This is a genomic window from Mycobacterium sp. JS623, from assembly GCF_000328565.1.
Lineage (GTDB): Bacteria > Actinomycetota > Actinomycetes > Mycobacteriales > Mycobacteriaceae > Mycobacterium.
Window position 1 is genome coordinate 3,503,325 of the sequence record NC_019966.1, and the last position, 23,785, is coordinate 3,527,109.

At 64.4% G+C, this 23,785-nt stretch carries 21 protein-coding genes; 3 read left to right on the forward strand and 18 right to left on the reverse strand.

What is annotated here, in order from left to right; all coding sequences use genetic code 11:
• Nucleotides 1–318: 318 nt before the first annotated feature.
• The 15 genes from MYCSM_RS17205 to MYCSM_RS17275 all read right to left on the reverse strand — a co-directional run bounded on the left by MYCSM_RS17205 (nucleotide 319) and on the right by MYCSM_RS17275 (nucleotide 18,403).
• Nucleotides 319–837 (reverse strand): YetF domain-containing protein, encoded by a 519-nt coding sequence (locus MYCSM_RS17205; RefSeq protein ID WP_015307439.1) that lies wholly within the window; start codon nucleotides 835–837, stop codon nucleotides 319–321.
• Complete coding sequence (gene ctaD / locus MYCSM_RS17210) at nucleotides 834–2,564, reverse strand: aa3-type cytochrome oxidase subunit I (protein ID WP_015307440.1); 1,731 nt, start codon at nucleotides 2,562–2,564, stop codon at nucleotides 834–836. The genes MYCSM_RS17205 and ctaD overlap by 4 nt, the downstream gene beginning before the upstream one ends.
• Nucleotides 2,561–3,706 (reverse strand): transaldolase, encoded by a 1,146-nt coding sequence (gene tal / locus MYCSM_RS17215; protein ID WP_015307441.1) that lies wholly within the window; start codon nucleotides 3,704–3,706, stop codon nucleotides 2,561–2,563. Before tal ends, ctaD begins: the two co-directional genes overlap by 4 nt.
• A 147-nt stretch (nucleotides 3,707–3,853) precedes the next feature.
• Complete coding sequence (gene msrA, locus MYCSM_RS17220; protein ID WP_015307442.1) at nucleotides 3,854–4,402, reverse strand: peptide-methionine (S)-S-oxide reductase MsrA; 549 nt, start codon at nucleotides 4,400–4,402, stop codon at nucleotides 3,854–3,856.
• Complete coding sequence (gene msrB, locus MYCSM_RS17225) at nucleotides 4,399–4,899, reverse strand: peptide-methionine (R)-S-oxide reductase MsrB (protein ID WP_015307443.1); 501 nt, start codon at nucleotides 4,897–4,899, stop codon at nucleotides 4,399–4,401. The genes msrA and msrB overlap by 4 nt, the downstream gene beginning before the upstream one ends.
• Before the next feature lie 51 nt (nucleotides 4,900–4,950).
• Entirely contained in the window at nucleotides 4,951–5,724 is a 774-nt protein-coding gene (locus MYCSM_RS17230; protein ID WP_015307444.1) for an SDR family NAD(P)-dependent oxidoreductase, read from the reverse strand.
• Between the two features lie 404 nt (nucleotides 5,725–6,128).
• Nucleotides 6,129–6,572: a GNAT family N-acetyltransferase gene (locus MYCSM_RS17235; protein WP_015307445.1), complete on the reverse strand. Its 444-nt coding sequence runs from the start codon at nucleotides 6,570–6,572 to the stop codon at nucleotides 6,129–6,131.
• 3 nt (nucleotides 6,573–6,575) lie between these two features.
• Nucleotides 6,576–7,037, reverse strand: a complete 462-nt coding sequence (locus MYCSM_RS17240; protein ID WP_083906299.1) for a DUF5709 domain-containing protein — start codon at nucleotides 7,035–7,037, stop codon at nucleotides 6,576–6,578.
• A 218-nt stretch (nucleotides 7,038–7,255) separates the two neighbouring features.
• Nucleotides 7,256–7,585, reverse strand: coding sequence for a thioredoxin (gene trxA, locus MYCSM_RS17245; protein WP_015307447.1), 330 nt, complete (start codon nucleotides 7,583–7,585; stop codon nucleotides 7,256–7,258).
• Entirely contained in the window at nucleotides 7,582–8,565 is a 984-nt protein-coding gene (locus tag MYCSM_RS17250) for an FAD-dependent oxidoreductase (RefSeq protein ID WP_041314233.1), read from the reverse strand. The genes trxA and MYCSM_RS17250 overlap by 4 nt, the downstream gene beginning before the upstream one ends.
• Before the next feature lie 163 nt (nucleotides 8,566–8,728).
• Nucleotides 8,729–9,181: a hypothetical protein gene (locus MYCSM_RS38255; RefSeq protein WP_015307449.1), complete on the reverse strand. Its 453-nt coding sequence runs from the start codon at nucleotides 9,179–9,181 to the stop codon at nucleotides 8,729–8,731.
• A gap of 115 nt (nucleotides 9,182–9,296) precedes the next feature.
• The gene (locus tag MYCSM_RS17260; protein WP_232425613.1) at nucleotides 9,297–9,647 is read right to left on the reverse strand and encodes a hypothetical protein; all 351 of its coding nucleotides are present in this window, start codon (nucleotides 9,645–9,647) and stop codon (nucleotides 9,297–9,299) included.
• Nucleotides 9,648–9,983: 336 nt separating this feature from the next.
• Complete coding sequence (locus tag MYCSM_RS17265; protein ID WP_015307451.1) at nucleotides 9,984–12,251, reverse strand: LuxR C-terminal-related transcriptional regulator; 2,268 nt, start codon at nucleotides 12,249–12,251, stop codon at nucleotides 9,984–9,986.
• A gap of 455 nt (nucleotides 12,252–12,706) precedes the next feature.
• Entirely contained in the window at nucleotides 12,707–15,523 is a 2,817-nt protein-coding gene (locus MYCSM_RS17270; RefSeq protein ID WP_015307452.1) for a helix-turn-helix transcriptional regulator, read from the reverse strand.
• Between the two features lie 87 nt (nucleotides 15,524–15,610).
• The gene (locus MYCSM_RS17275; RefSeq protein WP_051073767.1) at nucleotides 15,611–18,403 is read right to left on the reverse strand and encodes a helix-turn-helix transcriptional regulator; all 2,793 of its coding nucleotides are present in this window, start codon (nucleotides 18,401–18,403) and stop codon (nucleotides 15,611–15,613) included.
• A 184-nt stretch (nucleotides 18,404–18,587) separates the two neighbouring features.
• Here MYCSM_RS17275 and MYCSM_RS37830 point away from each other — a divergent pair, with 184 nt between their 5' ends.
• From MYCSM_RS37830 to MYCSM_RS38260, 3 genes are read left to right on the forward strand one after another with little or no spacing between them, the layout of a single operon-like run.
• The gene (locus tag MYCSM_RS37830; RefSeq protein ID WP_198344945.1) at nucleotides 18,588–19,049 is read left to right on the forward strand and encodes a hypothetical protein; all 462 of its coding nucleotides are present in this window, start codon (nucleotides 18,588–18,590) and stop codon (nucleotides 19,047–19,049) included.
• Entirely contained in the window at nucleotides 19,046–19,795 is a 750-nt protein-coding gene (locus tag MYCSM_RS17285) for an SDR family oxidoreductase (protein WP_015307455.1), read from the forward strand. Before MYCSM_RS37830 ends, MYCSM_RS17285 begins: the two co-directional genes overlap by 4 nt.
• A 59-nt stretch (nucleotides 19,796–19,854) precedes the next feature.
• Nucleotides 19,855–20,022 carry a hypothetical protein gene (locus MYCSM_RS38260; protein ID WP_232425614.1) on the forward strand — a complete coding sequence of 56 codons (168 nt, stop codon included), beginning with the start codon at nucleotides 19,855–19,857 and terminating at the stop codon, nucleotides 20,020–20,022.
• 350 nt (nucleotides 20,023–20,372) lie between these two features.
• On the opposite strand, the gene MYCSM_RS17295 is transcribed toward MYCSM_RS38260, so the two are convergent.
• From MYCSM_RS17295 to MYCSM_RS17305, 3 genes are all read right to left on the reverse strand, one after another.
• On the reverse strand, nucleotides 20,373–21,290 hold the full coding sequence (locus MYCSM_RS17295; RefSeq protein ID WP_041312275.1) for an LLM class F420-dependent oxidoreductase: 918 nt from the start codon (nucleotides 21,288–21,290) through the stop codon (nucleotides 20,373–20,375).
• A 216-nt stretch (nucleotides 21,291–21,506) separates the two neighbouring features.
• A complete protein-coding gene (locus MYCSM_RS17300) occupies nucleotides 21,507–22,103 on the reverse strand; it encodes a GNAT family N-acetyltransferase (protein ID WP_015307457.1) in 597 nt (198 codons plus the stop codon).
• Between the two features lie 53 nt (nucleotides 22,104–22,156).
• Nucleotides 22,157–23,587, reverse strand: coding sequence for a dihydrolipoyl dehydrogenase family protein (locus MYCSM_RS17305; protein WP_015307458.1), 1,431 nt, complete (start codon nucleotides 23,585–23,587; stop codon nucleotides 22,157–22,159).
• Nucleotides 23,588–23,785 lie beyond the last annotated feature (198 nt).

Here is a 23,785-nt window from a genome sequence, read left to right on the forward strand (position 1 = left end):
GGTGACGCGTGGACCTTCGGCGTGAACAGGTTTCCTCCGGTGGGGTTGATGTTCTTTTCGGTCGGCGCGGGAGGAGGCGCACCGGGGGTCGGGGATTGCGTGGTGGAGGTTGTCGCCGGCGGCGGTTGCGTGGTCGACGGCGCGTTCGAACCGTTGCCGCTGCAACTGGCAACCGATACCGCTATAACCGCTGCACCCACAACTACGCGTGCGAGGCGCACAGGATCACGGTTTTCCATCATGAGATCTCCAATCGATTGGGCTTGATAGCTGACTCGGCTCGTTCTACGTTCATGAGCGCCGGGTGGAACTCACTTTTCACCGGATCTCAACTCCTGCTACAGGTTCCACTGCTATGTCGGCACCCAAAACGGAGATGGCCCCTTTGGCTTCGAGAATGGCCAGATGAATACCGTCAGCGTTGGGGTGCCCGTGTTCACGGAGCACCGCCTCTAGATCCGCGGCGGTCAGGCCGCATCGGCGCAGGTTGCGTCGGTTCACTTCTCCTTCGCTGATCAGGACCATCAACGGCGGATCGATGAACCGGCATAAGGCGGGAATTAAGCGCAGTCGCGCGAGGACCGCGTGGGCGGCCAGGAGGCACAGCAGTGCGGTGGTCGCCGCCAGCCATGCGGTGTCGGTGGCGGTGGCCGCACGACCGACGATGGCGCCGGCGGCGACGGCGGCGATCCAGTCGAACGGGGCGAATTCCGCCAGGGTGCGCCGTTCGGTGAAGCGAAACAGGATGGCAGCGGTCAAAAATAGTGCCGAAGTTTTGATCGCCACGTCCCCGAGGGTGGGCAGATCACCGATGAGGACATGCAGGATACGGTTCACGTGGGCGCCGCCGATCGGCGCCGCGAAGTGGGGGTAGACGTGCGGCCGACGTGGGCTTCGTCGCGCAGCCGCTCGACCATGTGTGGGTAGTGCAGTTCGAATGCCGGTCGTGCCGAACGGATTCGGGGTAGCTCGGTGAAGTTGTGCCGCGGCGGCGGGCAGCTGGTTGCCCACTCCAGCGAGTTGCCGTAGCCCCACGGGTCGTCGACCGTGACCGGCTCGCCGTAGCGCCAGCTCTTGAACACGTTCCACACGAACGGCAGCACCGACACGCCGAGGATGAACGCGCCGATGGTCGAAACGACGTTCAGCGTGGTGAATCCATCGGTGGCTAAATAGTCGGCGTAGCGGCGCGGCATGCCCGCGGCGCCCAGCCAGTGCTGCACCAGGAACGTGGTGTGGAAGCCGATCAGCGTCAGCCAGAAGTGCAGCTTGCCCAGCCGCTCGTCGAGCAGCCGGCCGGTCATCTTCGGGAACCAGAAGTACACCCCGGCATAGGTGGCGAACACGATCGTGCCGAACAACACGTAATGGAAATGCGCCACAACGAAATACGAGTCGGTGACGTGGAAGTCGATCGGCGGGCTGGCCAGCAGCACACCCGACAGACCACCGAGCAAAAAGGTGACCAGGAAGCCCACCGAGAACAACATCGGTGTCTCGAATGTCAACTGGCCCTTCCACATCGTGCCGATCCAGTTGAAGAACTTGATACCGGTGGGCACCGCGATCAAGAACGTCATGAACGAAAAGAACGGCAGAAGCACCGCACCGGTGGCGTAGAGGTGATGCGCCCACACCGCAATCGACAACGCAGCGATCGAGGTGGTCGCATAGATCATTCCCGTGTAGCCGAACAGTGGTTTGCGGGAGAACACCGGGATGATCTCGGTGACGATGCCGAAGAACGGCAACGCGATGATGTACACCTCAGGGTGGCCGAAGAACCAGAACAGGTGCTCCCACAGCATGGTCCCACCGTTGGCCGGGTCAAAGATGTGCGCGCCCAGGTGCCGATCGGCGGCCAACCCGAACAACGCCGAGGTCAAGAGCGGGAACGCCACCAGCACCATCACGCTGGTCACCAGGATGTTCCAGGTGAAGATCGGCATCCGGAACATGGTCATCCCCGGTGCGCGCATACACACCACGGTGGTGATCATGTTGACCGCGCCAAGAATGGTGCCCAGGCCACCGACGATCAGACCCATGATCCACAGATCCCCGCCCGCGCCCGGGGAGTGGATCGCATTCGACAGCGGCGTGTAGGCGGTCCAGCCGAAGTCGGCCGGCCCGCCGGGTGCGAGAAATCCCCCCAATGCGATCAGCGCGCCGAGCAGAAACAGCCAGAAAGACAACGCATTCAAGCGCGGAAACGCCACGTCGGGCGCGCCGATCTGCAGCGGCAGCACCAGGTTGGCGAACCCGAACACGATCGGGGTGGCGTAGAACAGCAGCATCACCGTGCCGTGCATGGTGAACAGCTGGTTGTACTGCTCGTTGGACAGGAACTGCAAGCCCGGCGCGGCCAGTTCCGTTCGGATGAACAGCGCCATCAGCCCACCGATGAAGAAGAACGCGAAGCACGCGACGACGTACATCATGCCGATCATCTTGTGATCAGTCGTAGTGACCAGCTTGTAGACGAGCGCGCCTTTCGGGCCAAGCCGTGCGGGGAACGGCCGGCGGGCCTGCAGTTCTCCGATTGAGGGCGCGTGGGTTGTCAACGGTCCGGCTCTCCCCTGCCCTGCACATCTTCGTCGGCGCCCACTGATGCGCGGTAGGCGTCCAGCAGTTGCCGCCAGGAGGTTGCGAACTTGGCGACGCCGTCATTTTCAAGCACGACGAAGACGTCGGACAGGTCGACGCCGACCGCGCTGACGTTATCGAGCACGGTTTGGGCGTCGGCGATCCTTCCGGTGATGGAGTCGGCGACGATGACGCCGTGGTCAGCGATGGCCTCCAGTGTGTGTTCGGGGATGGTGCTGACGGTGTGTGGTGCGATCAACTCGGTGACGTACATGGTGTCGGGATAGGCGGGATTTTTCACGCCGGTGGATGCCCACAGCGGCCGCTGCACGTGAGCGCCTGCGTAACTGAGTGCCGTATAACGTGTTCCGGCTTCAAACACGGCCTGGTAGGCCGCATAGGCCAGGCGCGCATTGGCGATTGCCGCCTTTCCGCGCAACGCCATGGCAGAGTCGGTGCCGATCGCCTCCAGGCGCCGATCGATTTCGGTATCGACTCGGGAGACGAACAACGAAGCCACCGAATGGATTCCGGTGAGGTCTCGCCCCGCTTGCTGCGCGGCTTCCAGCCCAGCCAGATAGGCATCCATCGCCTGTCGGTGACGCTCAACGGAGAAGATGAGCGTCACGTTGACTGAAATGCCTTCGGCCACTGTGGCGGTGATGGCCGGCATCCCGGCCGTCGTGGCGGGAATCTTGATGAACAGGTTGGGCCGGTCGATAATCTTCCACAGCTCGGCGGCTTGGCTGACCGTCGCCTCGGTATCGTGGGCCAGCCGCGGGTCGACCTCGATCGATACCCGCCCGTCCACACCACGGGAGGCTTCCCACTGCGGGCGCAGAACGTCGCAGGCCGCCCGCACGTCATCGGTGATGACGGTGCGGATCGCCGAATCGGCGCCGGCACCGCGTTCCGCCAATTCGGTGAGCAGAGGCGTGTAGGCATGGCCTTGGGAGATCGCGTGTTGAAAGATCGAGGGGTTGGTGGTGACGCCCACGACGCTTCTGGTGTCGATCAGCTGCTGCAGGTTGCCCGATGTCAGGCGGTCACGAGACAGGTCATCCAACCAGACCGACACCCCCGCCGCTGACAGCGCACTCAGAGTCAGGTTCTGCGTCATCGAAGAACGGCCCGCAGCTGGTGTCGGCGCGAATGCGAGGTTCGCGCCGCGATCAGCACGGCGGCGTACGCGATGACCGGCAAGTACGCGGCGGTAAGCATCTGCCGATCGCGCGCCGACATGCGGTGAGGCCCCGCAGGATGGCGCTCAGTCATGGCGGCTCGACTCAACCGTGGTGCGCTCCGTGTCACCAGATCCGCTGCGGGAAGCGAGTTTCCATTCCGGGCGCACGTAGTGGCACGTGTAGCCGCCGGGGACGCGCTGCAGATAGTCCTGATGTTCTGGCTCGGCCGCCCAGAAGTCACTAGCCGGAGTCACCTCGGTGACCACCGCGGCGGGCAACAGCCCCGATGCGTCGATATCGGCGATGGTGTCGCGCGCAATGCGCTTCTGATCGTCATCGAGATAGAAGATCGCCGAGCGGTAGCTGGTGCCGATGTCGTTGCCCTGGCGGTTCTTTGTCGTCGGATCATGGATCTGGAAAAAGAATTCCAGCAGGGCGCGGTAATCAGTTATGGCGGGGTCGTAGGTGATCTCGATCGCCTCGGCGTGACCGGGATGGTTGCGGTAGGTCGGGCGCTCGTTTTGGCCGCCGGTATAGCCGACTCGGGTCGATTCCACCCCGGGCAGCTGGCGGATGAGGTCCTGCATTCCCCAGAAGCATCCCCCCGCGAGAATCGCGGTTTTGGAGGTCATCGCCGTGGCTCCATGAGCTCACGCGAATCACCTTGCTGCGCTGGGCCGTCCGCGGGCCCGAAGAGACTCGCGTAGCGCCCGTATCCCTCAGCCTCGAGGTTGTCGCAGTGAATGAAGCGCAGCGCCGCGGAATTGATGCAGTAGCGCAGGCCGCCTTCAGAACGCGGCCCGTCGTTGAATACGTGCCCGAGGTGGCTGTCGCCGTGGCGCGAGCGCACTTCGGTGCGCACCATGATGTGGCGGTGGTCGGACTTTTCGACGATGTTGTCGCCGTCGATCGGCTTGGTGAAGCTCGGCCAGCCTGTACCGCTGTCGAACTTGTCGACCGAAGCGAACAGCGGCTCACCAGACACTACGTCGACGTAGATACCCGGCTCGTGGCTGTCGACGTATTCGCCGGTGAAGGGTCGCTCGGTTCCGCTTTCCTGGGTGACGTAGTACTGCTCGGGGCGCAATGCGTCGATCGCGGCCGGATTCTTGTGGTAGTCGTGTGTCACAGGTGCTCCTCGTAGTGAATGCGGCGCTTTACCGCCGGTATGCCAGTGGGGCTAATTGCGGCCGGCCATGATGCCGCCGTCGACGTTGAGAATCGCGCCGGTGATCCAGCTTGCTTGTTCGGAAAGCAGAAAGGTGATGGCGTTGGCCACGTCGGTCGGGGTGCCGACACGACCGAGGGGATGAAGTGGCGCGAACGTCGCCAGCGTGGCGTCGATCTCGTCCTTCGGAATGAACCCTTCGTAGAGAGGTGTTTTCACTACTGCCGGTGCGACGGCATTGACGCGGATCTGATGGTTGGCCAGTTCGATGGCCAGATTGTGAGTGAGGGCGTGTAGCCCTGCCTTCTGCATGGAGTATGCCGCCGACGGTGTCACACCGATGGCCTGGTGCGCCCACATGGAGCCGATGTTGACGATCGAACCACCCGCACCGTTGGTGATCATGCCCGCGACCACGGTCTGGGTGAGAAAGAACAGCGCGTAGTTCAGATCGAGATACGAATCGTAGAATTGGGCGTCGTAGTCCAGGAACGGTTTTGGAATGAAGAAGCCGGCCGCGTTGACCATCAGCGTTGCGTCGCCATGCTCCGATAGTGCGCCCTGGACCTCGGCAACCGCAGATCGGTCGGTCAACTCGGCAGCGATCCCCCAGGCTTTACCACCGCGGTCGGTCAGGTCGGTCACGGTGTCATCGACACGATCTTTCGAGCGTCCAATGATCACTGCGCTACCGCCGCGATCGATGACGTCACGCGCGGCTTGGCGTCCCATGCCGGCACTCCCGCCGACGACAACGATCTTCTTCCCATCGAACTCTGCGCCCATTGGCGAGTCCCCTTTCCTGATTTCTTCACCTGCTACGCCGTATTGAACGTTTGGTTGTGTGTCGCCGAAACAATCGGTGACCGCCGTGCAGGTCTGTAGGGAGTCAAGCCTGGCCCGCCTAGGGGTGAGCTGTCTTCACCCTGCGGCCGCAATCACCCGGGTGACACAGACCGATGGCACGAAGCGGCATTGAGTGGTTATCTTGGTTCGACGCAGTACAATTGCGCTGCGCAAAGGGACCGCGTCACATCGGGTGTCGGTGTGGCCTGGTACGGCGTCGTTGGTGTTACCGCGGTCGGTGGACAAAGACGCGAGATCGACGTGCGGGCCGCAGCGGCCATTCCTTCGAAACCGGTTACGGGAATCGATTACTCGTGCATCGCCGGTGCGGGCCACGGATTTCGTCAGGTGTCGACTTCGAGCGAGAAGTGATGGGCTGAGATCCGCATCTGGTTCCGCATGTACAGCCGATGTGCCGCCGCCCGATCGCTGCCAACGCCTGAATCCAGGTGGACTCCGTCGCATCGGCGACGCGTGGCATCAGCGATCACCCACCGGATGAGTTCGTCGGCGAATCCGTTGCCACGGGCTGTCTCTAGTGTGCTCACATCGTCGATGTACATGTAATGCCCGTGTGCAGTCGACCACAGCTCGCGGAAGCCAATGATTGATGACGCCGCGCCCGAGGAAGGCTCGAACGCGCCGACCAGTCGATAGCCTGTGGGCCGAAGCTTGGAGTCAATGAAGTCGATGACGGCGTCGGCGGTCTTCCAGCGAGGTCTGAGCAAGAGCATTGCCTCGACAGCTTGTGCGGTCTGTCCTTCGATGATTTCGCGTATCTGAGCCACGGATTAAAACCGATTCCGGCCCACGGTGTCTTCAGCGGCGATGATATGCATCGCCGCTTCTTCAGCCGACGCGGCGCCGCCGTCGATCCCGACATCATGGGCGCGGTAATCGCTTGTGGGATCTGTCGGGTCAACGCCGAAGGCGACCAGCCGGCCTGCACGGGTGTCGCCGACCTGATCGTCGATAGGCTCTCCGTCGCTGTCGGCGATGTCACCGATTCCGTCGCCGTCCCACCGGTCAGTGACGTCGGGTACCTCACGGGCCAGCCGGCGTGCCAGACTTTCATGCCTGCGCGCTTCGCTGGCGGTCAGCCCCCAGGCCCCGAGTTCACGCGGGCTTTCCGGGGGCGAATAGCCCTCGTCGAGGTCGATGCCAGTCTGTTCTGAATCCAGGCTTTCTTCTGGTTCAAGCAGATGGGCTGCTACATCATCGAACTCAGCGTTCTCCATCAGTGCGGTCTCCATTCACCATCTCGTCGATGCCGCCCAGTGCGGGTCCACTGCCCTATCAGGACACCGTCAAATCCGCGCTGGCCTCCTGGGCAATGATCGTGACGTCCAAAGGGGCGGGTTGTCGTCGCCCACTGCGCCATTCACCCGGGTGAGAACCCGACGCGGCTAGGCGCCACCGAGACAGAAATCGGGATTGGGCCGAGTTCGGCGCGCACGCTCCTGCGGTCGGTTCAGAGATAGTCGCTGAATTCGCTCAAGAGGGCGGACTTTCCGCGGGTGCCGACCATGCGGGTGACCGGCTGACCGTCCTTGAACACGATCAGGGTCGGGATGGACACCACCTGGTATTGCTGAGCGGTCAACGGATTGGCGTCAACGTCGAGCTTGGCTACGGTGAGGCGTTCGGTGTTTTCGGCGGCGATTTGTTCGAGCACTGGTGCCACGGCGCGGCAGGGGCCACACCATTGCGCCCAGAAGTCGACCAGTACTGGCATGGTGCTTTCGAGGACGTCCGCCGTAAATGAGGCGTCGGTGACCGTGATCGAATGGGACTGAGTCATGTCGGTGTTTGGCCCTTTCTGATGGTGACATTGGTTGTGACATCGTGTGATTCGGTGAGCCAGCGCTGCGCGTCCAGTGCGGCTTGGCAACCGCTGGCGGCAGCGGTGACCGCCTGGCGGTACCGGCGGTCGATCAAGTCGCCGGCAGCGAAAACCCCATCTACGTGGGTATGGGTGCCGCTGCCGTCGCGGGTCAGGACATAGCCGCGGGCGTCGAGGTCAACCAGACCCACCAGCAGATCAGTGCGAGGAATCTGACCGACGGCCACGAACACAGCGGCCAGGTCAATGTCATGCTCGGCGGCGGTGTGCGCGCTGCGCACGCGCAACCCGGTGACATGGTGTCGACCCTTTACGGCGAGTACTTCGGTGGAGTCCAGGACAACGACATTGGGCTGAGCGCGCAGCCGGGCAACCATGGCCGTCGATGCGCGCAGTCGGGGCCGATGGTGGATGACGGTCACCCGGCGGGCCAGCTGCGCTAGAAACAGGGCTTCCTCGGTGGCGGCGTCGCCGCCGCCGACGACGGCGACCTCGCGCCCGGCGAAATGACGCCCGTCGCTTTTGGCGCTGGTGCTGAGTCCTTTGCCTTGCAGCTCACCCTCCCCGGGCACGTTGAGGGGTCGGTTGACGGCGCCCATCGCGAGGATCAGCGCGAAAGCGTGACGCAGGTCGTGGTCGATGGCGAGCGACTTGACCTCACCTTCCAGATCCAATCCGTCGACGTCACCGGCGTGGAACTCGGCACCGAAACGGTGTGCTTGTGCCCGCATCGCGCGGGCGAGCCTTGGTCCGCACACGGGCTGAGAGAGGCCGGGGTAATTGTCCATCTGCCCGGCGGCCATCAGGGCACCGCCGGGCAGATGGCCCTCGACGACCAGGGTGTCGAGTCCCGATCGTGCGGCATAGATCGCCGCCGTGTAGCCGGCGGGACCTGACCCGACGATCACGACATCACGAATTCGTCCTGCCCCCCGCATCAACGGCACGCTGAGCCGGGTGCGTTGCCCGATGGTGACGGGCGGCGTGCGATTATCGAGCGCCACAACGTGTTTCGTTCACCCCGAGCTGCAGGTTGTTGCCGCGGCCGGGAGTTGCCGCTGATACGATGCCGGGCCGCGTCGGCGTGCAGTGGTTCCCGGGTCATGCGTGCCTCCGTCGCCCGGCGCTACTGCTGCATGCAGGCGCGACCGTGCGCCGTGAATCGGCCCGCAGCGCATGTTGGGCGCGCAACGGAGCCGGCTCAACCTGCTGTGCGCGAACGTCGGCGATCATCGTGCGCAGATGCGGCTCTTCCGGGCTGCCGACGTAGCCGTCTAGCCAGTGGATCAGCCTGTCGAATATCGCCAACGGCAGTGCCGCTCGAGTTGACACAACAGCGTTAAGGATCCGGTCGATCGCGAGATGATGTTCCCCACAGCCCAATTCGACGAATGTCATGGTGCGTTCATGGCCTATCAGACACGTATCGGCCACATCGGCCAGCAGCCACGCCATGTCCGCGTCGGAGATAACGGGTACGTCAACGGTGGTCGGCGCCAACGATGACGCCCCAGCCGATCTCTGGGTCGCGGACGGCGTCAATGTGGCAGTCATCGCAGGCCGGACTGTTTCGGTTTGCGGACGTGGTGAGCCCGCGGGCCCGATGGCTCGCGGCGTAACCGGCAGCGACGCGCCAGTGAGCCAATTCCTGAGGGGCATGCGGTTGGTATCAAAGTGCCACCACGGCTTGCAGTACGTCGGATGCGCCGATCAGCGTTTTGCCGCATGTCGGGCATTGCGCGACACGTTTGAATAGTCTCCCCAGCGCAGTGGGTTGCATCTCCGCGGCCGTGCATTGCGCGGTGTAGTCGAGTGCGTCCAGATGATCAGCACACACGACACCGCAGGCATTACCGTGCGCGTCACAGTCGAACCGTTGGCAGTGCCCGACCATGTGAAATTCCACGTACGCCACTGCCGGCAGGGAGCACCGGAATCCGCTGTCGAGGAACCCCAGCTGGCACTGCTGGTCGAGGGCGCTGTGATCGGTCGCGGCGCGAACAGCGGTCGGGCGGCTCATCAGCGCGGTCCCGTTTGATGGTCGACCCGATGCCAAACATTGTGCGTCGACGTCCGAAGACATGTTCTCGTTCCTTCCCGGGCCCTGGCTTGTAGCGGGCCGCCGTTTGCTTGTCATCGATTACTTCGAGTTGCGCGCCGCGCCGCGCGGCGGCCGGGCCTTCGTTGTGCCGGTATGGCCATAGCCAGTCAGCGGCGGCTATCGATGAGACTTCCATCGGAAGGGGTGACTGGTCGTCACCCTTACGGCGTGTTCACCCGGGTGATCGCGACGGAATCGTTGCGCCCGTGGCGATCTGGAACGGGACTGGCTTGGCCCCGGGTGTCGTTTTGCGGGTTACAGCAAGCCGAGCTCGCGGGCGCGGGCGACCGCGGCGGCGCGGTTCTCAACGCCCAGTTTGCGGTACAGCGCGCGCTGGTGGGTCTTCACGGTGTTCAGTGAGACGTAGAGGCGCTGCCCGATCTCACGTCGCGACAATCTGGTGGCCAGCAGCCCAAGGACTTCATGTTCTTTGGCGGTGAGCTCTTCGGCGACCGGGTCACGATCGTTGCGCGAACTGACCGCGACGCTTTTGCGGTGCTGGGCGGTGGGGAGAACCCGTTGCGCTATATCGGCGTCTGCGCAGCCTCGAAGCAGTGCGCTGGCCTCGCTGCGGCTCGCGGCCGCGGTCTCGTGATCACCAAGGCGCTCAAGGATTTTGGCCCTGACGACCAGTGCCTTGGCGAGTTCGAGAATTCCTCCGCCCTTGCGGGCCAAGCCGACAGCCAGGTGAGCTGCGTCTGCGGCGGCAATCGTGTCGCCACGCACATCGAGGACGGTGGCCGCCGCTAACGGCACCATTGCGTTGATGAAGTGCTCGCCCTCTGCGAGGTCCTTGCTGCTGCCGGTCGCGCGACGAATCTGGTCCTCGGCATGTACGAGCTGACCAGATTCGGCCGCGATTAGCGCGAGATAACCCAGCGCATAGATACGGTGTCGCCGATCACCGATCTTCTCAGTCAGCTGCGCGGCCCGCTGGAAGGTGGCTTGCGCCTCGTCGATGCTGCCCGAGAAGTACAGCGCGGATCCGTAGATGCAGCAGGCGGCCGACCGTGCCTCCAGTGCGTTGTCAAAGTCGAGGGTGATCGCGAGGCGAGCCGCCTCGAGTGCTGCGCCGAGGTCACCCGTCTTGAACGCGTGGACCTCACGTAAGGCGACGAGTTCAGCGCCGAGGCTGGTCTGGTCGGCGGAGTCAGCCGCGGCTTCGATCGCCTCAATCCACACGTGCGCATCGTTGAACTGGCCAACATTCAACGCGATCCAGGCCCGTGCCGCGCTCAGCCGCGGGTCGTGAAGGACGGTCTCGGCTGGAAGCAGATCGAGCCAGCCGGACACAGTTGACAGGCCGCCGCCGTTGAACTCATTGACCCAGTCGGCGGCGATGAGATCAGCACACCCGGCGAAGTCACCGGCAGCGGCCAGGTGGCGCAGTGCCTCGTCGACAAGGCCTTCGGCCTCGAACCAGGCCGCCGCTCGTCGGTGCAGAGCCGCGACAAGATCGGGCTCGCTGCGCTGCAGTTCGGCGCGCAGCAACTCGCCGAACAAGTGGTGATAGCGGTACCAGCGACGCGACATGTCCAGGGGCACCACAAACAAGTTTTCGCGCTCGATCGTCTCCAGCATCGAGGCCGAGCCCGCGGTTTGTAGCACCGCGTCGCACAGCGCACCGTTGAGTCGTCCCAGGACCGACGTGCGCAGCAGGAAGGTGCGCATTTGCACTGGCTGACGGTCGAGGACCTCGGCCATCAAGTAGTCGACGATATGACGGTTGTCGCCTGCGAACGTCTTGATGAACGCCGTTGCATCACCACGCCCGGCAAGCGATAGGGCGGCAAGGTAGAGGCCCGCAGCCCAGCCTTCGGTGCGTCGGTGCAGCAGTTGGACGTCGTCGTCAGCCAAGTCCAGCCCGAGTACGTCGTTAAGCAGCTGGTGCGCCTCAATAGCCTCGAAACGTAGGCCGTCGCTTCGCATCTCGGCGAGGTCACCGCTGGCTCGGAGCCGCGCCAACGGCAACATCGGATCTGATCGGGTGGCCAGCACCAACCGAAGATTGGCCGGCATCCGGTCGATGACGAATGCCATCTGGTCATGAACCGCTCGATTCACCACCAGGTGGTAGTCATCGAGAATGAGCACGATCGGGCTGGCGATCGCGTCCAGATCGTTCATCAGGGTCGGCAGCACGACCTGCACCGGATCGGCGCCCATCTGGAGGAGTTCGATCGCGCGAGTCCCTATCCCGGGACTGGCCGTCTGCAGCGCGGCTACCACGTACATCCAGAACCACACCGGGTCGTTGTCGGAACGATCAAGTGACAGCCAGCCGAACGGCTGGTCCTCGCTCTCACCCATAGCCCATTGCGCCAACAATGTCGTCTTGCCCCAACCTGCGGGCGCACTCAGCAGCGTCAGTTTGCGTTGTCCCGCTGACAGGGCGTCTAGCAGTGTGCTCCGGTGGACGAGCTGAACCCCGACGGCTGGGACGTGCAGTTTGGTGGCGAGCAGAACTGCTCGCTCGGCGCCTTCTCCGGCGCCGGTGTCGCTGTGTCCCTCTGGGCCGACCACGTCTGAACTCCGTGAATCCGTTGAACCCGGCGTCCGGGCGGGGACGCTCGGAGTTGGCGCATCCGGGGTGGGCGCCGGTTTATCGGCATCCCCGTCGTTCCCCGCTGGGCCGCCCGGGCTGGTTTTGCCCGGCAGTCGCGGAGACTCTAATAGATCGGATGGATTGTCCGCGATTACCGCAGTCGCCCGGCTGCGTTGCCCGTTGGGGGTGCTCATGGCCGCCGGGCCACCAAGACGTACCCACCGACACCGAACACCACCGGCATCATCATCAACATTCCCAGCACTGTGCTCATCATTGTTTCTCGATTCCGATGTGTAGTCGCCCGCCGACGTCGGTTTCTGGTGAAGCGGCGGCAGTCGCGGCGATCCGAACTCAATAACTACGTTGGCACCGTGGGCACCGCCGCCTCCATCGCCTAACGGCTGATCTTCTAGGGCGTGTCGGTGTATACCTAGCGGGACTGGCCGTCCGAGCGGCGCATGTGCTGCGTCAGTTGGGCTCGGGACGTGATGCCGAGCTTGGCGAAGGCGTTGTGAAGATGCGTTTTCACGGTGTGCGGGGATAGGTGCAGTTGTTGCGCCACGGCGCGGTTGGTCGCTCCCTCTGCGATGAGGTTGATGACCTTGAGCTCGGCGTCGGTGAGGCTGTCCCAGCCCGTTTTGGCTCTCGGCTGCGCGACGATGCGCCGCTCCACACCCAGGCGGCGCAACTCGCGGCCGACCCGCCGCGCATCCGCGATCGCCTCGCATTCCACGAACGTTTCGAAAGCCCGATTGAGGCTCTCGATCGCCTCCGCATCGGCTCGGGCGCGGGCTAATTCAGCCGCGGCGTCCTCGGCGGCGCCGGCGTAAAGAAGCGGACGCCACCTAGCCAACGCGGTGGCCGCTTCCAACAACGCATCGGCGTCACGTTCGAGGATTCCGCGGGCCTGCTGGGCGACCGCCGCGAACAAATCCACTCCGGAGGGCTCGCGTTCCAGCACCTCGATGCTCTGCAGCACCCGCCCGCGCAGGCCGGCGTCGCCGGCAGCTGATGCCACCCGCGACATCAAGATGACCTGGTCGAACACGTTAGGCCACAGCGGTGTGATCACACGCGCGTTCTGGCTCCCGAGCCAGCGCACCGCATCGTGAACGTCATCGCGATACCACGCGGCAAGCGCGACAACGTAAGCCGCGCCGCAGGACAACAGGGGTGAAGTACTGTGATAGAGCCGCAGCGCCTCAGACACCAAGTCCTGCAATAACTTTCGGTCACCAGTTCGCGTGGCCACCTCGGCCAGTACGAGAATGCGCTCAATGTTGACCTCGGTATCGTTCGCCCACTCGCGCCGGGGCAGCGCCTCGATGGTTTCACGAGCTGCAGCCAAGCGGCCGGCCGCGGCATGAACCATCCCGCCCAGGTGGGTCCAACCCGGAAGCGCCATGGCGTTGCGTTCGCGATGTGCTTTCTCGGTACCTTCGGCAACCTGCGCCCAGGCTTCCTTCAAGCTGCCCGTGCCCACAATCAGAGCTGCGCGTCGCTTTGCCGCGTATATGCCACCGAAGGCCGCCTCGCCGCTGCGCGTCAGCAGATCTACTTCGTCCATCCGCCGAAGGGCGCGCACTGCATATCCGTCCTGATAGTCGATTAGAGCAAGCGCGGTGTCGCTGACGATGCGGGCTTCCAAATCACCGGTCGCGCTGGCCGCAGCCGCGGCCGCGCTGGCTGCCGAGGCATCCACATGCAGGCTGTTGACCACTTCGAAGTAGGCCAACCAAGCCTGATGGCGCGCCCTGGTGGTGTCGTTGATACCGACTAGCTGCAACGCCCGACGGATCTCTGCGATGCGCTGCTCCGGGTCCTCTGTACCCGCGGCCATCCGCAGCCGAATCTCGGCTTCGTCGTCTTGAGACAGCTCGGTGGAGAGCGCCCTGTCGGCAAGCGACTGGGCCTCGTCGTACCGGGTCGCCCGGTTGAGCCAGTTAACGGTGTCGGCGGCGAGTGCGCCGTAGTCAAGGTCGTCGCTGGGCAATAGCTCTAGGGCGCGCTTGCTCAGGTCCGCGGCCGCACTGGCATCGCTGTGGCCCACCGACTGCGCGGCTTCGCGCAGCGCGTCGACCGCCTCCCGGTCTCCGGGCTCGGCGCTGCGCGCCAATTGGGTGGCCACTTCGGCCGGTGTCGCGCCCATTCTCAGCATGACCGACGCGGATTGTCGTTCCATCGCTCGGCGCAATGATTGCGGTAAGGACTGCCGGGTGGCCTCGCGTAGCAACTCGTGTCGAAACCTCAGCCGCTCACCGTCTTCCACGAGTAGATCCGCGCGTACTGCCTCTTCGAGCGCCGACATCAACGACGCCGGCGACCGGTCCAGCATCGCGGCCAGCAAGCCGGCGGAGAACCGGTCCGGCAGCACCGCTGCCACCCGCGCCACCTCTGACGCCTCGTTGGAGAGCAGATCCAGTCGCTGGCGCATCGTCGCGCCCAAACGCCGCGGTAGCGCGTCTCCGGTGACCACGGCACGTCCGCCGTCGACGGTGAGCCGGTCCTCCTCGCCTAGTCCGCCGACCAGCTCGCTAACCAGAAACGGATTTCCGTGCGCCTTGGCGGCCAGATTGAGCAGCGACAAATCGGCCTTTGCCCGCACGGCGTCTTGCACCATGTCGGCGACCGCGTCCGGCGTGATGGCCGCCAACCGCATGAATGTGGCGTCCGCGCGGTGCAGCACCGACAAGGTTTCCTGCATCGCAGGCCCACCGGCGCCGGTACGGGCGGTCAGCACCCACAACACCGCGACATCGGGGCGCACGGTAGCTAGCGACCGCAGCGCCAGCAGCGTGCCGTTATCGGCCCAGTGAATGTCCTCCAGCACAATCACTAGCGGGGTCTGCGCGGCCGCTGCATGAATCGCTTCGGCCAGATCGTGCACCACCCAGTAGCGCAGATCCGCTGAGCCGCCCAGCTTGCGCAACGCCTCGGCGTCGCCGACGGGGGGGTCCGCGCGCAGGGTCGCCATGAACAGCGAGAAAAACGGCACAGTTTGCTGATACTCGAATGCCTCACCGAATAGTGTCCGGACACCGGCTTTCTCGGCCAGCGCCAGGACCTCGGTCAACATGCGGCTCTTCCCGATGCCGGGCGGACCCTCGATGACCACCACACCGCCGCGCCCCTTAGCCACCGCAGAAATCAGCGCGCCGATCACCTTCAACTCGCCCGCGCGTCCACGAATCGGCGAACTGGACAGGCGCTGACCGCCCGTGTCAAAAAGGCCGGTTGAAGGCCTCATCGGGTGTCCTGTCTACCGTTTACCGGACTGCCATTACGGTGCACGTCATTGTAGGCCCGCGCAGGTCACGTCTGGATTTGCTGTGGATCAATGAGCCCGGCGCATGTGCTGCGTCAGTTGGGCTCGGGACGTGATGCCGAGCTTGGCGAAGGCGTTGTGAAGATGCGTTTTCACGGTGTGCGGGGATAGGTGCAGTTGTTGCGCCACGGCGCGGTTGGTCGCTCCCTCTGCGATGAGGTTGATGACCTTGAGCTCGGCGTCGGTGAGGCTGTCCCAGCCCGTTTTGGCTCTCGGCTGCGCGACGATGCGCCGCTCCACACCCAGGCGGCGCAACTCGCGGCCGACCCGCCGCGCATCCGCGATGGCTTCATGCTGGGTGTAGGTGTCGAATGCGGCAGTGAGTTGCTCGATCGCCGGTCTAGTGCGGCCGGTGTGCGCGAGTTCAGCGCCGGCGTCCTCGGCGGCGCCAGCATAAAGAAGCGGCCGCCCCGACGACTCAAGAAACCCCGCAGCAGCCACCAGCGCATGCACGTCACGTTCGAGTATCCCGCGGGCATATCCGGCCACCGCCGCCAACAGCGGTACCACAGGCCGTTCACGCTCCAGCACCTCGGTGGCCTGCAACACCCGCGCGCGCAAACCGGCATCAGCGGCCGCCGAGGCCACCCGCGCACCCAAGATCAGCCGAACCAATGCATGGGGGAAAAGGGGTGTCCCCAGCAGGTTGATGTCGCTAAGCCAACGCGCTGCTTCATGAACGTCGTCGCGGTACCACGCCGCCCGCGCCAGCACATAGGCTGATGCTCGACGTTGGCCAGGTGAACCGATGGAGTGGGCATCGCGTGCATCATTGGCCGTCTGCTGCAACAAGTTACGGTCATCGGTGTGCGCCGCCACCTCAGCGAGGATCAGCATACGGTGGACGTCCTGCTCGGTGGCGCCGGTCGGGTGTGGGGGCGGTAGAGAATCAGCCGCATCGCGAGCGGCCGACAGCCGGCCCGCAGCGAGGTGGACCCACCCGCGGTAGACGGCCCAGGTGGCGAGGGCCAACGCGTTACGTTCCCGGCCGGCTTGCGCTATGCCTTCGGCGACGCGGGCAGTTGCTTCGTCCAATCGGCCGACGACTGCCAGCAGGTTTGCGTGGTACATCCCGGTATAGGCATGTGCCAACGCTGTTTCATTCGTGTAGGCGAGTGGGCGAAGCTGTTCGAGGCGGCCTAGTGCGCGAGACGGGTACCCCTCACCAGAATCGAGCAAAGCGTGGGTGACCTCGGCCATGATGGTTGCCTCGAGATCACCGGTGGCTACCGCGGCGGCAGCAGCTTCGTCGGCTGCAGTGCGCCACTGCCCACTTTTGTCCTGCAACACAAGGTTGTAGGCCAACCACGCCAGATGCCGTGCCCGGGTGACCTCGCTGATGCCGCTCAACCGCAGCGCTCGGCGGTGCTCCTCTACTCGCCACGGGGTGCTGTGCTGGGTGTGCGTCGGAAGCCGGAGGCGGATCTCGGCCTCGACTTCGGGCGAGGCTGCCTCCGCGAGCGCCACGACGGCCAGTTCTTCAGCCTCGTCGTAGCGGGTCGCTCGGTTGAGCCACTCGACGGTGTCGGCGACGAGTGAACCGCGCTCCGCGTCGTCGATGGCCAACAGCTCCAACGCACGCTTGCTCAAGTCCGCAGCCGCACTCGCATCACCGCGGCCGACCGATTTCGCGGCCTGGCGCAGCGCGTCGATCGCCTCTTTGTCCCCGGGCTCAGCGCTGCGCGCCAACTGGGTGGCCACCTCGGCGGGTGCCACACCCATCTCCAGCATGACCGACGCCGATTGGCGCTCCATCGCCCGACGCAACGACTGCGGCAACGAGTGTCGGGTTGCCTCACGCAACAAGTCATGTCGAAACCTCAACTGCGCACCGTCTTCGATGAGTAGATCCGCGCGTACTGCCTCTTCGAGCGCCGACATCAACGACACCGGCGGACGGTCCAGCATCGCGGCCAACAGCCCAGCCGAAAACCGGTCCGGCAGCACCGCTGCCACCCGCACCACCTCTGACGCCTCGCCAGAGAGCAGATCAAGCCGCTGGTGCATCGTGGCGCCCAAACGCCGCGGCAACCCCTCCCCGGTGACCACCACACGTCCGCCGTCGACAGTGAGCCGGTCCTCCTCCCCCAGGCCCCCCACCAGCTCAGTGACCAGAAAAGGATTTCCGTGCGCCTTGGCGGCCAAATTCAGCAACGACACATCAGCCGTTGCCCGCACCGCGTCTTGCACCATGTCGGCGACCGCATCCGGCGCGATGGCCCCCAACCGCAAGAATGACGCGTTCGCCCGCTGCAGCACCGACATCGTCTCCTGCATCGCAGGCTCACCAGCCCCCGGACGAGCGGTCAGCACCCACAGCACGGCCGCATCCTGGCGCACAGCCAACGACCGCAACGCCAATAGCGTGCCGTTATCGGCCCAGTGGATGTCCTCCAACAAGATCACCAGCGGGGTCTGCGCAGCCGCAGCATGAATCGCGTTGGCCAAATCGTGCACCACCCAATACCGCAGATCCGCCGAGCCGCCCAGCCTGCGTAGCCCCTCAGCGTCACCGACCGGCGGATCCGCACGCAAAGTCGCCATAAACAGCGCGAAAAACGGCACCGTCTGCTGGTACTCAAACGCCTCACCGAATAGGGACCGAACGCCTGCCTTTTCGGCGAGCGCCAAGACTTCGGTCAACAGGCGGCTCTTCCCGATCCCCGGCGGCCCCTCGATGACCAGCACTCCCCCGCGCCCGTGAGCGACCGCCGCGATCAGTGCGTCGATCACTTCCAGCTCGCCCGCACGCCCACGAATCGGCGGTATGCGCAGGTTCCCCGATGCTCTGGCGGTGCTCACACGAACCGCCGCCCACCAACTTGTATCCGGCGGGCGGAAGGCCTCCACGTTGTGTCGTCCACAGTTCTCGCTGCCGCTAGCGCTGCGGTTAGTGTAGGGGTTCCTCCTCCACCTCGAGGTTGCCGCCTCAATTGCCACTCGTGCACTCGCGGCGACCCCCTGAGACAGCAGCTTCTATCTGCGCTTGGCCTGCCAGCAGCCGTATCAGAGCTTGGGCGTGCTTTTTGGGACACAACTCACCCGGGTGAATCGGTTGACGGGTGATGTCTATTCACCCCGCATCGATGAATGCTGGCTCAACAGCTGGCGAGCGGAGGAACAAGTGGAGCCGACCACCTACCAGATCTGTGTTCACGGCCGCTTGTCCGAGCGCCTGGCGGCGGCACTGGAAGGGATGACCCTGCTCAGCGGGCCCGTCAACACCGTGTTCACCGGCGAAGTCAAAGACCAGTCACAACTTTACGGACTCCTCGACCGGCTGCGCGACCTCGGCCTCGAGCTCATCAGCGTGCAGCCGCAGCCAGAGGGCGCCCCGGAATACCTGGCAGCACCAGACTTCGGTGAGGGAAACAGCCGACCGACCGAAATCAGCGGTGTGCCAACCCTTTCCCGCGCGACGAAGTCAACCCTGAAAGGTTCATCATGAAGATCGTAGTCATCGGCGGTCAGGGGCTTATCGGCTCGAAAGTAGCGGCCAAGCTGAGCGCGCAGGGACACGACGTGATCGCCGCCTCTCGGCGCTCAGGTGTCGATTCCCTCACCGGTGACGGTCTCGCCAACGCGGTCGCCGGCGTGGACGTGCTCGTCGACGCTGCGGATTCGCCATTGTTCGACGATGAGCCGGTGATGCACTTCTTCACGACCGCGACGGCGAACCTTCTCGCTGCTGAACGGGAAGCAGGAGTCAGACACCACGTCGCGTTGTCCGTGGTGGGTGCGCAGGTCATGCCCGACAGCGGCTACAACACCGCGAAGGCAGCTCAGGAAAACCTGATCAAGGATTCGGGGCGCCCTTATTCGATCGTGAGAGCAACGCCGTTCTATGAATTCGTACTTGGCTTGGCCGATTCCGCGACGGACGGAGATATCGTCCGACTGCCGCACGCGTTGTTTCGTCCCATCGCCGCCGACGATGTCGCCACTGCCGTGGCCCGCGCGGCGGTCGGGCGCCCGATCAACGGCGTCGCAGAGATCGCTGGGCCCGAAGCGATGGGGATGGACGATTTTGTCCGATTCGGTCTTGCCGCCAACGGTGATCAACGGCGGGTCGTGACCGATGCGCAGGCGCCGTACTTCGGCGCGGTGATCGACGATCAGACGTTGGCACCCGATGCTAACGCCACCATCTTCGCGACCCGTTACTCCGACTGGCTCGACACACACTTCGCGTAGCCGGGGATGAGCTCCAGTGGAAGGACACTTCGTATGGGAACGGCCGATCGTCGGTTGATGTGGCATGGCTTGTTTCTGTTTTGGTCGGGTTGGTGACGGGTCTCAACGAGCGGCGCTTCACAAATATGCCGATGGCGCTTTCGGCGCATCTGGAGGGGGTGATGAACGGCACTTTCCTGATCGCGCTGGGCGCGATCTGGGGTACGTCGAACTTTCGCCGCGCGTAGAAAAGGCGGCACGGTGATCGGCGCTTTACGGCACTTACGGCAACTGGCTGTTCACCACATTTGGTGCCGCGTTGGGCACCGCTGCGGCAAACCCCATCTCGTCGCAGGGCCATCACGGGAAGCCGTGGCAGGAAAGGATTGCCCGGGGCCGGCTTTCGCAGCATCGCCTATTCGATCCTTCTCGCCGTGGTTCTGATTCTGCGGGGGCCTTGGCCGACGGCAACCGGGTTTCGGCCGGCAAGCTAAATTGAGCGCCACCGCCGTGCACACGCCCTGATTTTGTCGGCGTCGATCAGGCGGAACCCGTTAGACACTCGCGCACTCTGCCCATCGAGCTGCCCTCCGAGAGGTCAAACTGAGGCAGCGAGCGCCCAGAGTTCCTCGGCCACAGCGGCATTCGTCCACGCCAGCCCGCTTAGCACCACATCAGTCGCGCCCGCATCCAGATAGCTCTGAAGCTGACGCCTGACCGACTCCGCTGAACCCACCGCGGCAAGCTCTGCTGCGCCGGCGATACCCTCGCGCGCAATGACCTTCTGATACGACGGAATTGTCTCGTAGAAGCCCAGCTGCTGGGCCGCGAAACTTCTTGCCGCATCAACGTTGTCGGACAGGATTGCGGGCACTTGCGCGATGATCCTGGGTTTGGCGCGGCCGGCCTGGGCGGCCGATTTCGAGAGGAAAGGTTCGATGAACTCTGCGATGGTGCGGGGACCGGCGAGGTAGGGCAGGGTGCCATCTGCCAGTTCGCCGGTGACCTGCAGCGCTTTTGGGCCCATCGCGGCCACGTACACCGGGATCGGCGTGCCGCCGGCGACGAGCACCGGCCATCCGGGCCGTGCGCTGATCTCGCTGCCGCTGAAGTCCACCGCTCCGGTATCGAAGATCGACCTCAGCACCGTCAGGTGCTCGCGAAGGCGTGTAATCGTGTTGGGCCACGTCGTCCCGAACGCCTGCCGCTCAGGCTGATGCGAGCCGAGACCGACTCCGAGGCTGAAGTTTCCGTGCGAGGCAGCTTGCGCGGTCTGCGCCAACGACGCCATGATCAGCGGGTGACGCGGGTTGATCGGCACCACCGACGTGCCGACGCCGAGACCCGGTACGGCCGCGCCGACCACCGCCGCAAGGGCGATCGCGTCATGATCGTTTTGCTGGCTCACCCACACCTGGCGGACGCCGAGGTCGTAGGCACGGGTCGCCTGCGCCACCACGTCATCGACACGATTGACGGCTTGCGGGTTGGGAAACAAGACAATTCCAGTCGGCATAACAACTAGAACGCACAGACCGATTGGCAACATCCCGTTTCCGCCGAAATTACCAGAAGCATTGCCGCGCAGTACCTCCCATAACAGCTCACGTTCGCAGCATCACTGGCTGGCGCCTGTGGAGATGCCTCGCTGACGCACGACCAGAAATCGATCAGGCTGCAAAGGATGCCCACATCCTCACTGCCGCAACGGGATCCACTGGATACGGCCCAGTTAGTACCGGAGTACATCCGCGCTCGGTTCGGGATAATCCAGATCGGCTGCGGTGAGACGATAGATTTGAAGTGTGATCCCATAGTATTTATCGGTCTCGCCGACCCACTCCATTCCGACGCGCCGTGCGGTCGCGACGCCGCGGGTGTTGCCTGGGCGCACAACGGCGAACACCTCCGACACCCCGTTGGTGAAAGCCTGATGCGCCACCGCATGACCGGCCTCGGCGCCGTAACCGTGTCCCCATGCCGCAGGGGTGATTTGCCAACCGATTTCCAGGTCGGTGCAGCCGGGTGGCAACGGCAACAGGGCGACCGCGCCGACGACGCGGCCACTGTCACGGGTCTCGATTGCCCAACGGCCCAGCGGCCGCCCCGCATTGTCGTGTTGGGCGATCCAACGGGCCAGCAGCAGCCGCATCTGGTTACGATCGGTCACGCGCGGCAGCGCCGGGGCTAGCCACCGCGCGACTTGGTGTTCGCCGAAGATGGCCAGTGCCGCGTCGGCGTCGTCAACCGTCCACGGGCGCAACCACAGTCGCTTGGTGATCAGCTCGTCGGTCCCCGGCACCACCTGGACGTGAGTGCTCTTACACATCGCTTCCTCCTTTTCGCCAAACCGGTCGCACGAGGAGGGCCTCCGGATTTGCGCTAATGGACAATTTCGGGCTCCTCGGCGAGCAGCGGATCCCAAACCTGATTGACCGTCGGGTGCGGCGGGACGGCATGGCGCAGCAGACCGGTGGGGACCTTGGCGACGACTGCGACCGTGGCGGCTTGCACCAGCTCGGAGAACTCCGGCCCGACGAACGTCGCTCCGAGCAGCGTGTTGGTGTGGGCGTCAATGACCAATTTCGCCCATCCCTCGAAACCGTCTCTGAAAAGGGCCAGGCGTGACACCGCGTCGGGGTAGCGGGCGGTTCGCGTCCGTACCGAGAACCCTGCTGCGCGAGCCTGACTTTCCGTGCGCCCCACCTCGGCTACTTGAGGGTCGGTGAAGATGACTTGCGCAACGCTGCCGTTGTCGCGAACAGACAATTCGTTCTCCGACAGTTCTCGGCCCGCGGCGCGGGCCGCGATGATGTCGGCCGCGACGCGACCGTGGTAGGTGGAGATGTGCGACAGCAGAGCGCGTCCGGTGGTATCGCCCACGGCGTAGAGCCAGCCGCCGGTGACGCCGATCGCCTGTAGGTGATCGTTCACCGAAACGAAACCGCCGACCGGCAGGCCAACTGTTTCCAGTCCAATGTCGTCGGTGTTGACGCGCCGGCCGGTCGCCAACACGATCTCGTCTACCTCGATGGTCTGGCCGTGAAATGTTGCGGTCACGGGTCCGCCCGGGGCAGGGCGGGCTACGGCTGACAATTCCGTTTCGAAGTGAATCTTGACGCCTTTGCTTCGCAGTGACTGCTCGACCAGCTCGCCCGCTTCGGGCTCGCAGTTGTGAAGCAGGGACTCCCCGCGGACCAAAAGTGTTACCGCAGAGCCCAAACCAGCCAAGATGGTCGCGAACTCGACACCGACCACGCCGCCACCAACCAGGAGCGCGCGAGGCGGCACGTGCGTCATCGTCGCCACCTCCCGATTGGTCCACGGGCGCGCTTGGGCCACGCCCGCCACCTCCGGGACGTTAGGGCGAGTGCCGGTGGCCACGACGACTGCATGCCTCGCCGTCAAAACGGTTTCGGTGTCTTCGGCGGTTGTCACGCGCACCGTCCGGTGGCCAGCCAACCGGCCATACCCGTGAAAAACGGTCACACCTGCCCGCCGCAACGACGACACTTGGCTTTGATCCGACAGATGCTCGACGATCGCGTCGCGCTTCGCCAAGACGGCCGGGACGTCCAAGCCCTCACCCGAAACAGCCTCGCGCACACCAGGTACGGCCTTGGCCAGATTGAACACCTCGATGGGGCGAACCAGTGTTCTGGTCGGGTTGCAGGCCCAGTAGCGACATTCCCCTCCGACGAGACGGTCCTCGACAAGCGCTACCGACAGGCCGGCCGAGGCAAGATTGCGTACGGCGGCCACACCGCCCACCCCGCCGCCTACAACGACCACGTCGACCTCTTGGTCAGTCATATCTACTCTCACTCCCGATATCTCACTGCATGCAGCTGTGTAGGGCTGCGGTCCAACCATTTACTCGCTTCCGTCGGACCCGTCCAGCGATCTCGAAGGCTGTCTTCAACGGTGGACTAGGCGGTTTGCGTTCCAGCGCAGGCGAGTGTGCCCGGCTGGTGGTCTAACAAGCGATGGGGCGTGGTGGGCTCGCATGGT